12 protein-coding genes are annotated in these 15,905 nt (G+C 47.2%); all 12 read right to left on the reverse strand.

All coding sequences use genetic code 11. The annotated features are described in order from the left end of the window. On the reverse strand, positions 1-446 hold a 446-nt coding region (gene mutL, locus MMY81_RS16820; RefSeq protein ID WP_252313761.1), incomplete at its 3' end, for a DNA mismatch repair endonuclease MutL. A gap of 18 nt (positions 447-464) precedes the next feature. Then, positions 465-3,068 (reverse strand): DNA mismatch repair protein MutS, encoded by a 2,604-nt coding sequence (gene mutS / locus MMY81_RS16825; RefSeq protein ID WP_253076000.1) that lies wholly within the window; start codon positions 3,066-3,068, stop codon positions 465-467. A 223-nt stretch (positions 3,069-3,291) separates the two neighbouring features. After that, on the reverse strand, positions 3,292-3,720 hold the full coding sequence (locus MMY81_RS16830; protein ID WP_252313870.1) for a YlbF/YmcA family competence regulator: 429 nt from the start codon (positions 3,718-3,720) through the stop codon (positions 3,292-3,294). Positions 3,721-3,722: 2 nt separating this feature from the next. Further along, positions 3,723-5,324 carry a tRNA (N6-isopentenyl adenosine(37)-C2)-methylthiotransferase MiaB gene (miaB, locus tag MMY81_RS16835; protein WP_252313762.1) on the reverse strand — a complete coding sequence of 534 codons (1,602 nt, stop codon included), beginning with the start codon at positions 5,322-5,324 and terminating at the stop codon, positions 3,723-3,725. A 98-nt stretch (positions 5,325-5,422) separates the two neighbouring features. Then, complete coding sequence (locus tag MMY81_RS16840) at positions 5,423-7,096, reverse strand: ABC-ATPase domain-containing protein (RefSeq protein WP_252313763.1); 1,674 nt, start codon at positions 7,094-7,096, stop codon at positions 5,423-5,425. Between the two features lie 192 nt (positions 7,097-7,288). Then, positions 7,289-7,549: a stage V sporulation protein S gene (locus MMY81_RS16845; RefSeq protein WP_120192197.1), complete on the reverse strand. Its 261-nt coding sequence runs from the start codon at positions 7,547-7,549 to the stop codon at positions 7,289-7,291. A gap of 153 nt (positions 7,550-7,702) precedes the next feature. Next, complete coding sequence (locus MMY81_RS16850; protein ID WP_252313764.1) at positions 7,703-8,497, reverse strand: TIGR00282 family metallophosphoesterase; 795 nt, start codon at positions 8,495-8,497, stop codon at positions 7,703-7,705. A gap of 74 nt (positions 8,498-8,571) precedes the next feature. Then, complete coding sequence (gene rny / locus MMY81_RS16855) at positions 8,572-10,137, reverse strand: ribonuclease Y (RefSeq protein ID WP_252313765.1); 1,566 nt, start codon at positions 10,135-10,137, stop codon at positions 8,572-8,574. 443 nt (positions 10,138-10,580) lie between these two features. Further along, on the reverse strand, positions 10,581-11,630 hold the full coding sequence (locus MMY81_RS16860) for a 2,3-butanediol dehydrogenase (protein ID WP_252313766.1): 1,050 nt from the start codon (positions 11,628-11,630) through the stop codon (positions 10,581-10,583). 131 nt (positions 11,631-11,761) lie between these two features. Next, positions 11,762-12,808, reverse strand: coding sequence for a recombinase RecA (recA, locus tag MMY81_RS16865; protein ID WP_252313767.1), 1,047 nt, complete (start codon positions 12,806-12,808; stop codon positions 11,762-11,764). Between the two features lie 240 nt (positions 12,809-13,048). After that, a complete protein-coding gene (locus tag MMY81_RS16870) occupies positions 13,049-14,665 on the reverse strand; it encodes a DEAD/DEAH box helicase (RefSeq protein WP_252313768.1) in 1,617 nt (538 codons plus the stop codon). Then, positions 14,652-15,902, reverse strand: coding sequence for a competence/damage-inducible protein A (locus MMY81_RS16875; protein ID WP_252313769.1), 1,251 nt, complete (start codon positions 15,900-15,902; stop codon positions 14,652-14,654). The genes MMY81_RS16870 and MMY81_RS16875 overlap by 14 nt, the downstream gene beginning before the upstream one ends. Between the last annotated feature and the right edge of the window lie 3 nt (positions 15,903-15,905).

Raw genomic sequence — 15,905 nt, forward strand, 5'->3', positions numbered from 1 at the left:
AAATCACGGACGCTTATTTCCGTTCCTTTCCGGCTTTTGGACGAAGTTAGTGTAATCCTTTTTCCTCCCTGGTAGCGAAGAAGCGTTCCCGCGTCACGGCCGTTGCCGGTTTCCATTTCCAGCTGGGACACAGCGGCAATACTCGGCAGCGCCTCTCCCCGGAACCCAAGTGTATGAATATCAAACAAATCTTTCTCGGAGGCAATTTTACTCGTTGCATGCCGGTAAAAAGCAAGATCGGCATCTTCCCGGTCCATCCCGCTTCCGTTATCAACTACACGTATTAAAGACAGGCCCCCTTCTTCCAGATCCACCTGAATTCTGCCGCTTCCCGCATCAATCGCATTTTCCACTAATTCTTTAACAACTGAACTTGGACGCTCCACCACTTCCCCTGCTGCAATCTTGTTGGATAAGTCGTCCGGGAGCTTCGTAATTTTAGACATTATTTTCTCCTTTCGTCATCAGCGGAGTCTCTGCTGCATCCGGTACAGCTTCTCAAGCGCCTCCATCGGTGATAAATGCAGCACATCTGTCTTACGAATGTCATCCAAAATAGGATGAAGTTTCCCGTTCTTTGTTTTTGCGGCTGCTGCCAGTTCTTCTTCCTGAAACAGGGTGAGCTGGGTCGGCTCCTCTTTAGCAGGTGCCGCTTCTTTTAAGGACGACTGTTCCGCCGTTTCGTTTTTGCTATCTTTTTGTTCCAGCTGTTTTAACAGCTTTCCTGCCCTGCTTAAAAGGGGATCCGGCAGATCCGCCAGCTTTGCTACATGAATGCCATAGCTTTCATCTGCGCTTCCTTCCTCCACTTTATGCAGAAAGACAATCTGACCTTCCTCTTCAATCGCCCGTACGTGCACGTTCTGAAGATGCGGCAGGGAGTCGGCAATCGTCGTCAGCTCATGATAGTGCGTGGAAAACATCGTTTTAGCGCCGATGCTTTCATGTATATATTCAATAATGGCCTGGGCAAGCGCCATGCCGTCATAAGTGGACGTTCCTCTCCCAATCTCATCGAGCAGAATCAGACTGTTCTTTGAAGCATGGGAGAGTGCATAATTAGTTTCGAGCATCTCCACCATAAAAGTACTCTGTCCGGACGCCAGGTCATCAGCTGCTCCAATCCTCGTAAATACCTGGTCAAAAATAGGAAGCTCTGCCTCCTCTGCCGGTACGAAGCAGCCTGTCTGGGACATGATCGATATTAAAGCGGCCTGTCTCATAAACGTACTTTTACCAGACATATTCGGCCCGGTAATAAGCAGCATGTTCCTTCCCTGTTCCATGTGGACGTCGTTTGCTACGTATTCTCCGGCACCGACTATTTTTTCCACGACGGGATGTCTGCCGTTTTTAATATGAACGCTGCCATCGCTGCTCATTTTCGGTCGTACATAGCCCTGCCGGTCACTCAGCTCCGCAAATCCCTGCAGTACATCAACCTGACTGATGACCAGCGCTGCTTCCTGCAGGGGACGCAGATATGTTTTCACTTTTTCTCTTAATTCTAAAAAGAGCGTATGTTCCAGCTCTACGCTTTTTTCCTGGGCGCCGAGAATCAATGCTTCTTTTTCTTTCAGCTCCGGCGTCGTAAAACGCTCGGCGTTCGTAAGCGTCTGCTTACGGTCATATCTTCCTTCGGGAAGAAGAGGAATATTTGCTTTTGTTACCTCTATATAATATCCGAATACACGGTTAAACCCGACTTTAAGCGATTTAATTCCAGTCGCCTGCTTTTCGTCGCGCTCCAGCTCGGAAATCCACTGCCGGCCGTTCGTGCTCGCTTCCCTGTATTCATCGAGGGTGCTGTGGAAACCTTTGCGAAACATACCCCCTTCTGTAATGAGGGCAGGCGGTTCTTCCACAAGACCATCTTCTAAAAGCTCGAGCAGATCATGAAATTGATTCAACGGATCGGTCCACGTCTGCAGAAGAGGGTTGTCAACCTGCTTTAGAAGTGAAATGATTTCAGGCAGTTCCTGAAGCGTGCGCCGCATCTGCACGAGCTCCCTGGCGTTTACATTGCCAAAGGCGGCCTTTCCCGCAAGTCGTTCCAAATCATACACAAATTTGAGCCGGTCGCGCAGATCCCCCCTTTCGAAAAAATGATCAAGCAGAGACTGCACAATACTCTGACGGTCCGTTATTTCTTTTTCCTGCAGCAGAGGCTCTTCCATCCAGCTTTTTACCCGGCGCGCACCCATTGCTGTCATCGTCTGATCCATCAGCCAGAGCAGAGACCCTTTTTTCTTATGATCCCTGATCGTTTCAGTCAATTCCAGATTCCTGCGCGAATTTCGGTCCAGCTGCATTTTCTGGCGGGGTTCATAGAGATGAATCGGCTGCAGGTGGTCAAGAGAGCGTTTCTGCGTACGGGACAAATAGCTGCTTAATAAGCCAAACGCACGTAGAATCGGGGTACTGCTTATGTGTGTACAGAGTACAGTAAACTCTTCTGGAATCTCAGTGGACTGCTGTATGGAGAACGTACCTGGAAATGCTGTCCACTCGCCGTCCTTTGGAGCTTCCTGCAGAATAAGCTCCTTTACATTTGCTTTGGACGCTTCCTGTTCCCATGCGGTCCGGTCTGCCTCCAGCCAGGCTCCGTATATTTCCCCGGTCGTTAAATCGGCTTTTACAAAGCCTGCATTTCCGTCTTCATTCTGATAATGAGCAGCAATAAAATTATTTTCTTTTTCATGAATGGCCCGGCCTTCCATAACCGTACCGGGTGTAATTAAATTGACAACTTCTCTTTTCACGACTCCTTTGGCAGTTTTTGGATCTTCCACTTGTTCGCAGATCGCAATTTTGTAGCCTTTTTCAATCAGCGTGGAGATATATCCTTCTGCTGAATGATGAGGTACGCCGCACATAGGTATATCGTGGTCGCCTTTGCTGCCTCTTTTAGTGAGCGTAATTTCCAGTTCCTGTGAAGCCTGAACCGCGTCTTCAAAAAATAATTCATAAAAGTCACCTAACCGGTAAAATAAAAATGCATCTGTATATTCTGCTTTAATTCGTTTATATTGCTGCATCATTGGTGTTTCCTGAGTCACAAAAATCATTCCTCCAGCTCTTCTATCGCTTTGTATTTTTTTATTATAGCATAGCTGATTTCTTCCCCTAAACGGGTTGAATCTTTGAATATAAAAATATTATGGTTTGTGAAATTATAAAAGGGACGGTCGATGGAATGACTATTAACTACTGCGTGCCGTGGAGGATCCTTCCGTAAAAAAACAGGCGCTGCTTTTTACCGCTGCGCCTGCTGCCTATAATAAAATACTGCTATTTTTTCGTTATATTCATAAATGGATTATGGTTGGTCGTTCCCTGCAGCTTATCGCCGCCCGTTGACTCAATAATTTTATCCGTCACCGTATTGGAAATAGACGTGGACACCAGCTGGAGCAGATGGTTTACTTCTGTCTGGCTCTGCTGGAACTCCACAACGAGCGGAATGCTTTCAATTTCTGCGTTCAGTTCATCAATCTCGCGCTCTGTTTCTTTCAGCGCCTCATGCTTTTGGTAATGCTGGAGATTGACTGCTTCTTTTTGTTTCGCTTTAATTTTTCCAATCAGCTCCTGCACCCGCAGATTTTTGTTGATCTGGGTTTCCGCCCGTTTGAAAAAATCCACTTCTTCGGTTTCTGCAATCATCGAGCCAAGCTCTTTTGCTTTTGCGAGTACATCTGCTTTGGTTGCATTCTGTTCCATCATTACACCTCCGCCATTTCTACAAGCTCCCCGTTCAGGGACCAGGTTTTTGCTTCTGTAATTTTCGTATAGATTACCTGGCCGATACAGCTTTCCGGAGCAGCTACATTGACCATTTTATTCGTTCTCGTCCGTCCGGAAAGGACGTTTTCATTTTTCTTGCTGACACCTTCAATTAATACTTCAACTACCTGGCCTTCAAGCTCAGCGTTGCGGCGGGCGGAAATATCGTTGACTAGTTTATTTAAGCGGGCCAGCCGCTGTTTTTTCACTTCCATTGGCACGTTGTCTTCCATTTTTGCAGCCGGTGTATTGTCTCTTGGTGAATAAATGTACGTGTAGGCAATGTCATAATCCATTTCCTCTACGAGCGACATTGTTTCTTCAAACTGAGCGTCCGTCTCATTTGGAAAGCCCACAATGATGTCTGTTGTAAACGAAGCGTGCGGAATAGCTGCCTTAATTTTGCCGGCGAGCTCCACGTACTGCTCTCTTGTATACTTACGTGCCATCAGCTTCAGCACTTCACTGCTTCCGGACTGCACGGGAAGATGTATATGCTCGACCAGGTTTCCGCCTTTGGCAAGCACTTCAATCAAGTGGTCATCAAAGTCGCGGGGATGGCTTGTCGTAAAGCGGATTCTTGGGATATCAATTTTATGCAGATCATCCATTAAATGTCCGAGACGGTAGCCTTCTCCCAGATCTTTGCCGTAGGCATTTACATTTTGTCCGAGGAGCGTAATCTCCTTATATCCCTGTCTTGCCAGATCACGGACTTCATGTATAATATCTTCGGGCATCCTGCTCCGCTCTTTACCTCTTGTATAAGGCACAATACAGTATGTACAGAACTTGTCACAGCCGTACATAATATTGACCCATGCCTGGGTTTTTCCAGCACGTTTGCGGGGCATATTTTCCACTACATCGCCTTCTTTGGACCACACTTCAACGACCATTTCTTTTCCAAGAATTGCATCCTGAAGAAGTTCCGGCACCCGGTGAATATTATGCGTACCGAATATAAGGTCCACGTGGTTATGCTTTTGCAGAATCCGGTTCACAACGGTCTCTTCCTGCGACATACAGCCGCAGACTCCGATAATGAGCTCCGGCTTTTCCAGCTTGAGCGGCTTTAAATGGCCCAGCTCGCCAAACACTTTGTTCTCTGCGTTTTCACGAATCGCGCACGTATTTAAAAAGATCACGTCTGCTTCTGTCGTTTCCGACGTTTCTGTAAAGCCCATTTCTTCAAGAATACCGGACATATTTTCCGTATCATGCACATTCATCTGGCATCCGTAGGTCCGGATTAAATATTTCTTGCCCTGGCCCAGGCGGCGTAGCTCTTCAGGAACGTTAAATCCATATTGGACTTCGACTTCCTCTTTGCCGCGCTTTTTCCCTTTTTTAAAATCGGGCTGTTCATTAATCTGGATACTGCGGCCGCCGATTTTCATGTACTGCCGCCCCTCTTTTTCTTCTATAGAAGCACTCGAAAAGTCAAAATAGGTGCTGTAGTCTTTCTTAGGTTTATCCTTCTTGTCATGGTTATATGAGGGTGATTCATTCAGCTGTTGTTTTCTCTGTTCTTCGTTCATTACGCCCTCTCCTTTCTTTCTGTTCCTTCAAGGAAGGCTTATAGCTTTCTTCTTTATATATTGTAGTATATTAACGCCGCCCTGTATAGAACGGCAGGCTACTCTGTACGCAGCCTGCGGTAGCGGTTGACAGCTGCTGCAATTTCGATCGTGCGCGGGGCCGCCATTTCTCCGGGGTGTACTCCTTCGTGAATGGAAAATCCATCCAGCCCTTTTTCTTTGTACACGTCATTAATATAACGAAACGCTTCTTCAAACGAGACCGCCCGGGAAGCGAAATGCTTTTCCAGCGCCTGAATGATCCGCGCCGCCGCTTCCGTCTGACTCGTATTTACAATCTGTTCCACGCTGGACAGATCGATTGTTTCTTTACCATATAAAATAGTGCTGCGGCCTTTCGCTCCTGCTTTTGTCTTTTTACCGCGGCGGGCATCAAAGCTGTCCCACTTTATTTTCCGTCCGGAGGGAAGCGGAGCAGCGCTCTCTGCAGGTTCTTCCCGTGGATCTTCCGCTGCGATGCGGTGCGCTTTTTCTGTTACGTCATATGGAATATATTCATCCATCATCAGAACGGTATCTGCTTTGCTGAAATAATCGCCCGTTCCGCCAACGACTAGTATAGTAGAAATGCCGTGTTCTTTATATAACGGACCGACTCTTGATACGAATGGCGTGATCGGTTCCTTGCTGCTTTGCACCAGCTCCTGCATACGGCTGTCCCGAATCATGAAGTTTGTGGCGCTCGTATCTTCGTCGATCAACAGACAGCGGCTCCCCGCTTCCAGGCTTTCCATAATATTTGCGGCCTGGGACGTGCTTCCGCTTGCGTTTTCCGTCGTAAATTGAGAGGTGTTTTTTTTGTTCGGCAGATTGGAAATAAACATCGAAATATCCGTATGGGTGACGCTGCGTCCGTCTTCTGCACGGATTTTTGCTGCGTCGGCTGCCGTAATAACATATTCCCTGCCGTCTCCCCGGCGGTGATTGTATACGCCGCTCTCCACTGCTTCCAGCAGGGTGCTTTTCCCGTGGTAGCCTCCACCTGTAATCAGCGTAACGCCCTCTTTTAATAGCATACCCGAAACCGGGCGGCTGTGGGAAAGGGGAATCGTTGCTTCCAGCGAGGCAGGTGATTGAAAGGTCCTGGCTTCAGCTGCTTTCATCGGGCGGCTGCTAATACCGCTCTCCCGGGGAAGCACCGAGCCATTGGCGATAAAGCTGACAGCTTTATTATCAGCAAGGTAACGGCGGATATCATCCTGTTCGTCTGCAAGCTCCAGCGCATCCTGCAGGCCGCTCTTCTCATACTGCTGGATCGCTTTTTTCACAGCGGAAGGAAGGCGGCCGGTTAATCGTTCCTCTGCCTGCTTCCCCATAATGGTGCGCCCTTTTGCCGGAAGGTGCACGGAAAGCCGTACCTCCAGCTCACGACCGCTGATTTTAACGGCCGTCCGGTCCAGTACCTCCTGCCCGGGGCCATCGATCAGAATACCTCCTTGATCCCGGCCGGTGCGCAGCTCTTTCATCATGCGTTCGGCGAAATAGTCAATCAGTGCCGTCTGCCGGGACGGTGTGGACTGTTCTTCTTTCCCAATACCAAGGTCCTGCTGGGAAAAGATTACACGTACTTTAGAAGGCGACGCATAAGGATCGGCCTGCACATGATCCACTTTAAGCGTAAACCCTTCAAACGTGTATGACCCTTTTATATCGTTATAGGCTTTATAACCTTTTTTATCAATTCGCTGTAGCTGTTTTTTTAGCTGCTGCATGTGTAATTTCCTCCTTTAAATGACAACAGGCATAGAAAAGACACCTGATTTCCAGGTGCCTGCCTTTTGTATACGGCTCCGTTACTGCGTTTGCTCGTCTTTCCATCATAGAGCCCGGGGCAGAAAAAATCAAGGCTCCCTGCTTGACCGACCCATAAAAAAACAGGGCGTCCTGCGCCCTGTTCTTCTCCATTATCTGGGTTCTACTATAAGTTTAATCGCAGTCCGCTCTTCTCCGTCTATCACAATGTCCGTGAAAGCAGGGACACATACTAAATCAATACCGCTCGGTGCAACGAATCCACGTGCTATCGCGATTGCTTTGACGGACTGGTTGATGGCTCCAGCCCCAATGGCCTGAATTTCGGCTGCTCCTTTTTCTCTAATAACACCGGCTAAGGCACCTGCTACAGAATTTGGGGTCGATTTGGCTGATACTTTTAATACTTCCATTAATAGTACCTCCTTGTATGGGTTATAGCCTGGACTATTGTTGTTATACTATTCAAGAGAAGAACGAAAGAATCCTCCTTTTTATGGAAACTGTTTTTTAAAATCAAATAATTTTGACAATTTAACATAGAGGAGGTAAATCCCCCTTGTGCTTTATTCGAAGAATGGATGATCCTCGTCTATTTGAATACGTTTAATGGAAACAGCACGTCCGGTCTTATCATCTGCATCAATAAGGACTGCACTTAATTGTTCCCGTCCCTGCGCGACTTCAAACCTTGCCGGCAGCCCGGTCTTAAACTTATACAGGACGCTTTCCCGGTCCATCCCAAGAATCCCGTCCCGCGGCCCGGTCATTCCTACATCGCTTAAATAAGCTGTACCGCCCGGCAGAATTCGTTCATCTGCGGTCTGCACATGGGTATGTGTTCCCACAACAGCAGTAGCCCGGCCGTCAAGCGTCCAGCCCATCGCCTGCTTTTCACTCGTTGCTTCCGCGTGAAAATCAACAAAAACAAATGGCGTTCTCTCTCTGGCTTCCTCAATCAATTCTTCTGCTTTTTGGAAAGGGTCATCGCTTGTCTGCATAAAGGTACGTCCGATTAAATTTATAACCGCTACTTCAAGCTTGTTTATTTTTACGTAGGTGCAGCCAATGCCAGGCACTCCCGCCGGCAGATTGGCAGGGCGGACAAGATTCGGCGCGCTGGCAATAAATTCAAAGATTTCCCGATTGTCCCACGTATGGTTTCCCATCGTAATAGCCTGCGCCCCGCTTTCCAGGAATCCTTTATAAATTTTTTCAGTAATTCCGCGGCCGCCTGCGGCGTTTTCTCCATTAACGATCGTTACGGCGGGCTTAAATTTTTTCTTTAACTTCGGCAGATACTCCGTAATCATTTTGCGGCCGGGGGAACCGACCACATCTCCCACAAATAATATTTTCATTATCGTCGTCCTCTTTTCTTTCAAACTGTCAGGTTATGATTTAACGAAAAAAATAAAGCGGCGCTGCCGCCGCTTTACTTAGCATACTCTACTGCTCTAGTTTCCCGGATAACGGTTACCCGGATATGACCCGGATAATCCAGTTCATTTTCAATTCGTTTCGTTATATCCCTTGCCAGACGGTGGGCTACCACATCGTCTACAATATCTGGTTTTACCATGATGCGGACTTCACGTCCGGCCTGAATGGCATACGTTTTCTCCACGCCCTCAAAAGACTCGGATATTTCCTCGAGTTTTTCCAGACGGCGGATATACGTTTCCAGCGTCTCTCGCCTTGCGCCGGGACGCGCTGCTGACAGTGCATCGGCTGCGGCTACGAGTGTGGCAATAACAGAAGTCGCTTCCGTATCACCATGATGAGAAGCGATACTGTTAATCACTACGCTGTTTTCCCGGTATTTCTGACCAAGCTCCACGCCAATTTCCACGTGGCTTCCTTCCACTTCATGATCAATGGCTTTACCAATATCATGAAGCAGGCCGGCACGCCGTGCCAGATGCTCGTCTTCTCCAAGCTCTGCGGCCATCATAGCCGTTAAATGGGCCACTTCCATGGAATGCTTGAGCACGTTTTGTCCGTAGCTGGTACGGTAGCGCAGACGCCCAAGAATCTTTATTAAATCCGGATGCAGATTATGAATACCCATTTCAAAGGTTGCCTGCTCTCCATATTCCCGGATCATTTCATCAATTTCACGGCGTGACTTCTCCACCGTTTCTTCAATACGGGCCGGATGAATACGTCCATCCTGTACGAGCTTATCTAATGCCGTACGGGCAATTTCTCTTCGAATTGGATCAAATCCGGATAAAATAACCGCTTCAGGTGTATCGTCAATGATAAGATCGATTCCTGTAAGTGTTTCAAGAGCACGGATATTACGACCCTCACGGCCAATAATCCGTCCCTTCATTTCATCATTAGGAAGGGTTACAACGGATACAGTCGTTTCTGCGACATGGTCTGCTGCACAACGCTGAATCGCAAGCGATAATATTTCCTTAGACTTCTTATTCGCTTCCTCTTTCGCACGGGCCGTTTCCTCTTTGACGAGTACGGCCAGGTCATGCTGCAGCTCTTTCTCTACGTCGCGCCGTATGATATCCTGCGCTTCTTCGCGGGTTAAGCCGGAAATTCTATTTAATTCTTCCTGCTGTTGAGATAAAATCTCCTCCACTTTGCTGTTTTTATCGTCCACCTGTCGTTGTTTATCAGCGAGAGTTTCCTCTCTTCTTTCCAACGATTCTTCTTTTTTATCCAGGGTTTCACTTTTACGGTCCAGAGTTTCTTCTTTATGCAACAGACGCGATTCTTGTTTTTGTACTTCATTCCGTCGGTCTCTTACATCCTGTTCCGCCTCAGCGCGAAGCTGATGAGCCTTGTCCTTCGCTTCTAATACAGCCTCTTTTTTGCTGGCTTCTGCTTTTCGTTCTGCATCTTCCACTATATTTTTAGCAGCTTGTTCTGCGCTGGAAATTTTAGCTTCTGCGATAGAACGTCGAACAAAATAGCCGGCAAATCCACTTAAAGCTGCAACGACAATAAGCAAAATGGAGATGAGTAAGATATTATCCATACTTGTCACCTCCTCTTGCTATCTAGTTTTGTCTCCTGTTACCTCCAGGAGGATGCCCTTTTCTTCATTTCAATCCCCGCATGCCGAAAAGACATGCTTTTACTGTTTTTTATCCAGAAAAGAAAAAAGCGTTTCATCGTACTTTTTGCATGAAACGTTAAGATACCAAAAACCTTTCAGAAGATGTATACCAGACACCTTCCGACTAAATCTGGTATCTGCTACTTAATTGTATCCTTATGAAAGATACATGTCAAGATATTGTAATCGTTGAAACCCTTATCTTATAAGGATTTCAGACGATTTCTCCGATAGCCCTGCCTTTATGTATGCCATATCATTCTTTCATGCATGAAAAGGGAAATCGACCATATGTTCTTCTGCTCCCGCCTAAAAAGGATGCCCCCTTTAGCCGGGAGCACCATTTTAAAACATGGAAGTAATTATTCAGGACTGACTAAAATTTTTATCTGGCTTTTATCGTGCGCCAGCTTCTCAAATCCTTCTTTCACCACGTCAGAAAGCGTAATTTTGTTTGTAATCATTGTTTCTCCGCTGAAGTACCCCTGCTTCATTAATTCCATCACGGCCGGATATACATGACGGTAGGCGATGATGCCCTTTACTGTTTTTTCTTGTATCACAAGATCGTTCGGAGAAATGGCGGCTTCTGATTCCCAGATACTCACAATAACCGTTTCCCCGCCGCGATGGCTGCTGTTAATACATTGATTTAACACTTTAGGAATACCGGTTACTTCAAAAGAAACGTCCACACCTCCATCAGTGAGCCGCTGAATTTCTGCCGCGGGATCTGTTCTTGTTGGATCAATCACGTAGGCACCCAAATCCGCAGCCATATTCTTGCGGGAGTCAGAAACTTCAACCGCAAAAACTTTGGACACGCCTGCGGCGCGCAGTGCTTCGAGCACAAGCAGACCGATGGGCCCTGTTCCAAATACGGCTGCCGTGTCTCCGGCTTTCAGGCTGCTCTGACGGACAGCGTGCAGCGCAACAGCCGCCGGTTCTACAAGCGCTCCCTGTTCATAGGAAAGTTCTTCAGGCAGTTTATGAACCATATGTTCTCCTACTACCGTATATTCCGAAAAACCTCCCCCGCCCCCTGAGAGACCGTGAAAGCCTAAAGAGGGAGACAGATTGTATTTCTCATCCGTATAGGCTCCTTTTTCGTGAGGTGCCAGAATAGGCTCCACCGCTATTCGATCGCCTGGCACCACTTTCGTTACATTCTCTCCGACTTCCACCACTTCTCCAGCAAATTCATGTCCCATAATAATCGGTGCTTTGTCTCCGCTGATGGGATGCGGCTCTCCTACAGGGATAAAAATAGGTCCTGCCAGATACTCGTGCAGATCACTGCCGCATATTCCGCACCATTTCACCTTTATTTTGACTTCATACGCTCCCGCTGCCGGTTCCTCTACATCTTCCACTGTAACGTTTTTCGCTTTATGCCATAACGCTGCTTTCATTTTATTCCTCCTCATTGAAATAAAATAGTGGTTCTTGTATTAGTGTAGCCGATGCGCCGCTTTCTGCCTGTGAGGCATGTCACACTCATAAAAAAACACTGTCCGCCATGGACAGTGTTTTAAACGTATGATTATTCGTCTTCAAGAGAAAGAGCCGGCTCTGTTTCTTTTTTCACATCTTCTTCCGGTGTGATTGTTAAACCATGGTGTTCCCGGACACGACGTTCAATTGCATTTAATATTTCCGGATGTTCCTTTAAATACTGCTTGGAGTTTTCACGTCCCTGGCCGAGGCGTTCGCCTTCGTATGAGTACCAGGCTCCACTTTTCAGCACAATATCCAGTTCGGCTGCAATATCAAGCACCGATCCTTCGCGGGAAATTCCTTCCCCGTACATAATATCTACTTCTGCTACTTTAAACGGCGGTGCCACTTTATTTTTCACTACTTTGATTCTCGTTTTGTTACCAATCATTTCATTTCCCTGCTTCAACGTTTCCGCACGTCTTACGTCAAGACGAACAGAAGAGTAGAACTTAAGCGCACGTCCGCCGGGAGTTGTTTCCGGGCTTCCGAACATAACGCCGACTTTTTCACGGATCTGGTTAATAAATACGCAGATCGAGTTTGATTTGCTTATGGCACCGGATAGTTTACGGAGAGCCTGGGACATTAAACGGGCCTGAAGACCAACGTGGGTGTCGCCCATTTCTCCTTCGATTTCCGCTTTCGGTACAAGAGCGGCTACCGAGTCGACTACGATCATCTCAACCGCGCCGCTTCGTACGAGCGCTTCTGCAATTTCCAGCGCCTGTTCTCCGGTATCCGGCTGAGAGAGAAGAAGTTCATCAATATCTACGCCAAGTTTAGCTGCATAGGCCGGATCGAGCGCGTGCTCTGCGTCGATGAAGGCTGCCTGTCCGCCGCCGCGCTGTACTTCTGCAATCGCATGAAGTGCAACGGTCGTCTTACCTGAAGATTCCGGTCCGTAAATTTCAATCACACGTCCGCGCGGATAACCGCCGACTCCGAGGGCAATATCCACGGCCAATGTACCACTTGAAATAGTGGAAACACGACGGTCCGTCTGTTCCCCCATTTTCATTATAGATCCTTTTCCAAACTGCTTTTCAATATTTTTCAACGCCTGGTCGAGCGCGGCTTTTCTATCATTCATATGATCTCTCCTTTTTATTAAATGCTGTTTTTTCCAATGCCTCCCCCGATTTATTGGAAAAAAGAAGGAACGCTGGTGAATCGCTGCTGCACTTTATCGCTAAATACATCATACCCTTTTTTCTTCTGTTTGCCAACTAATTTGCGAACATCCATTCGCTTTTTTTATTATTTTTTCCAGAGGAATAAAAAAGAAGAAAAAATAGAAAAACTGCCTGCTTACAACAGGCAGCCTTGTGCATTATTTTGTCTGACGTGCAGGCGGACGCGGAGACGTATTCGTTCGTTTTGGGCGCGGCTTTGCCGGCTCGAGGTTTACTCTGGCCCCATTAATTCTTGAGTAGCGCAGAGACTCATAAACGAACGGCGCCACATCATCAGGCACCTCTACAAACGTAAAGTTTTCAAAAATATCAATGCGTCCGACCGCTTTTCCGGGAATGCCGACTGCATCGGATATTTCTTCAATAAGAATTTTAGCGCTCATATTGACGTTTCGCCCTACGTTAATAAAGAAACGCGTCATTCCTTTAGCACCTCCGGTTTCCCCGAAGTTATATGCGTCATCATTTCCGCCTAGTGAGCCCGAAAAGTTCATTTTCATCAAGGCACGGATAATATCTTTCGGATCAGATTCTTTTAATAATTCATCGGTAAGATCATCAAATAAATTCAGATGCTCTTCTTCGCTGAACTGATCTGTAATCATCTTTTTCCAGGACTCCTGCTGTTTTTCCACCACTTCTTCAATGGAAGGCACTTCATTTGCAGGAATTGTCATTTTGATTTCTGCTTCAATCGAGCGCAGATGCTTCATTTCCCTTGGTGTTACAATCGTAAGCGCCTGGCCGTTTTTGCCGGCACGCCCGGTCCGGCCGATACGGTGGACATAGCTTTCCGGGTCCTGAGGAATATCGTAGTTGATCACGTGGCTGACGTTCTGAACATCAATCCCGCGGGCAGCTACATCGGTTGCTACGAGAAACTCGATGGATGCATCACGGAATTTTTTCATGACCGTATCACGCTGGGCCTGATTTAAATCCCCATGCAGTCCATCCGCCAGATAGCCTCGGGCCTGAAGGGCTTCTGTTAATTCTGCTACACCTTTTTTTGTGCGGCAGAAAATAATACCGAGCTCCGGATCCTGACTGTCGAGTATCCGGCAGAGGGAATCCTGTTTGTTTTTCTCGAGTACTTTGTAATACACCTGAGCGATGGATGGAGCTGTCATTTCACCTTTGTTAATCGATACTACCTGCGGCTTGACCATATATTTCTGGGACAGTTTCTTAATCGCTGGAGGCATTGTTGCAGAAAACAACAGCGTCTGCCTGTCTTTATTGACTCTCTTTAAAATCGTTTCGATATCTTCCACAAAGCCCATATCAAGCATTTCGTCAGCTTCGTCCAGCACTACTGTTTTAACCTGATTAAGGACAAGCGTGCCTCTTCGCAGATGATCCTGCACACGCCCCGGTGTTCCAATAACAATCTGAACTCCTTCTTTTAATGCACGGATCTGATGACCAATGGACTGTCCTCCGTAAATTGGCATCGTCCGGATACCGATATGGCGGGACAGCTTCTGAATTTCTCCAGACACTTGAATGGCAAGCTCTCTTGTTGGGGTCAGTATGATAGCCTGCACATGCTTATCGGTCGTAACGCTGTTGATAATAGGAATGCCAAAAGCAGCGGTCTTACCCGTTCCTGTCTGCGCCTGTCCAATCAGATCAATTTTTTCCAGGATTTTTGGAATCGCTTTTTCCTGAATGGGAGAAGGTTCTTCAAACCCCATTTCCTTTACAGCCTGCTTAATTTCACTTCGAATCGAAAAATCATCAAAAAACGTCATTGCTTATCACCTTTTCTTTCCATAGCAGTCGATAGCCGTGAAACACGGCGGAATGTCTGATTAATTTTCTGCTTCCTTTTAATTGCAGCGGAAAGGCCTGAACCATACCGTCAACTGCGAGCCCTATCCAGACAGTACCCGGTGGATGTCCTTCAAGCGCGTCCGGTCCGGCTACCCCTGTAAAACTAATGCCGACATCTGCCTGCATATATTCTTTTACATGAAGAGCCATTTCTTCCGCACACTCCCGGCTCACCGTGCCATAAGAGGCGATCGTTTCAGCCTTTACGCCGAGCAGCTTCTGTTTGGCATCGGCTGAATACGTAACGGCCCCGCCTGCAAATACGTCGGATGCTCCTTCTATATCTATTGCTTTTTTGGCAAACCATCCGCCGGTCAGACTTTCTGCAGCTGCGATTGTTTTGCCTGCCTGCCTGAGCCGGTCCAGCGTCAGCTCAATCAAAGGTTTTTCTCCAACTGCGTAGCAGTATTCACCGGCGCGCTCCAATATCTGCTTCTCGGTTTCAGCAATCAGCACATCGGCTTCTTCTACAGTTGACGCTCCAGCTGTCACACGGATGATCACTTCTCCTTCTGATGCGAGCGGAGCAATCGTCGGATTGGACTGAAAACCGATAATATCCTTCAGCTTTTCTTCAAGAGTGGATTCGCCAATTTCCGTAAAACGAAATATTTTTGATTCAATGACTTTATTCTCCTGCCTGTTTTGCAGAAGGTAGGGCTTTCCTTCTTTTTCAAACATCATTTTCATTTCATGAGGGGGACCGGGAAGCAGCATATAATGCGTATCGTTCTGAGTAAATGCTGATCCACATGCAAGCCCGTTGTGATTTTTCAGCACCACACTGTCTTCTAAGTATAGAGCCTGGCGTTTATTTGCTTCTGTCAGCACCATGCCACGCTCTTCAAAAAATGCCGTCAGCTTCTGCATAGAGGGAGAATGCTCTAATAATCTGCGTCCTGTGTGTTCTGCGGCAACATCCTTTGTTAGATCATCCTCTGTCGGTCCGAGTCCTCCAGTGAGTACGACAAGATCTGCACGCTTTTCGGCCTCTGCCATCGCTTCGCGGAGACGTTCTGTATTATCACCAATAACCGTATGCCTGAAAATGCTGATACCGAGCGCCGCCAGTTCCTTCGATAGATGCTGCCCGTTCGTATTCGCTATCTGGCCAAGAAGCAGCTCCGAACCTACTGCGATGATTTCTGCGTTCATAAA

It is taken from the genome of Sinobaca sp. H24 (assembly GCF_023845525.1).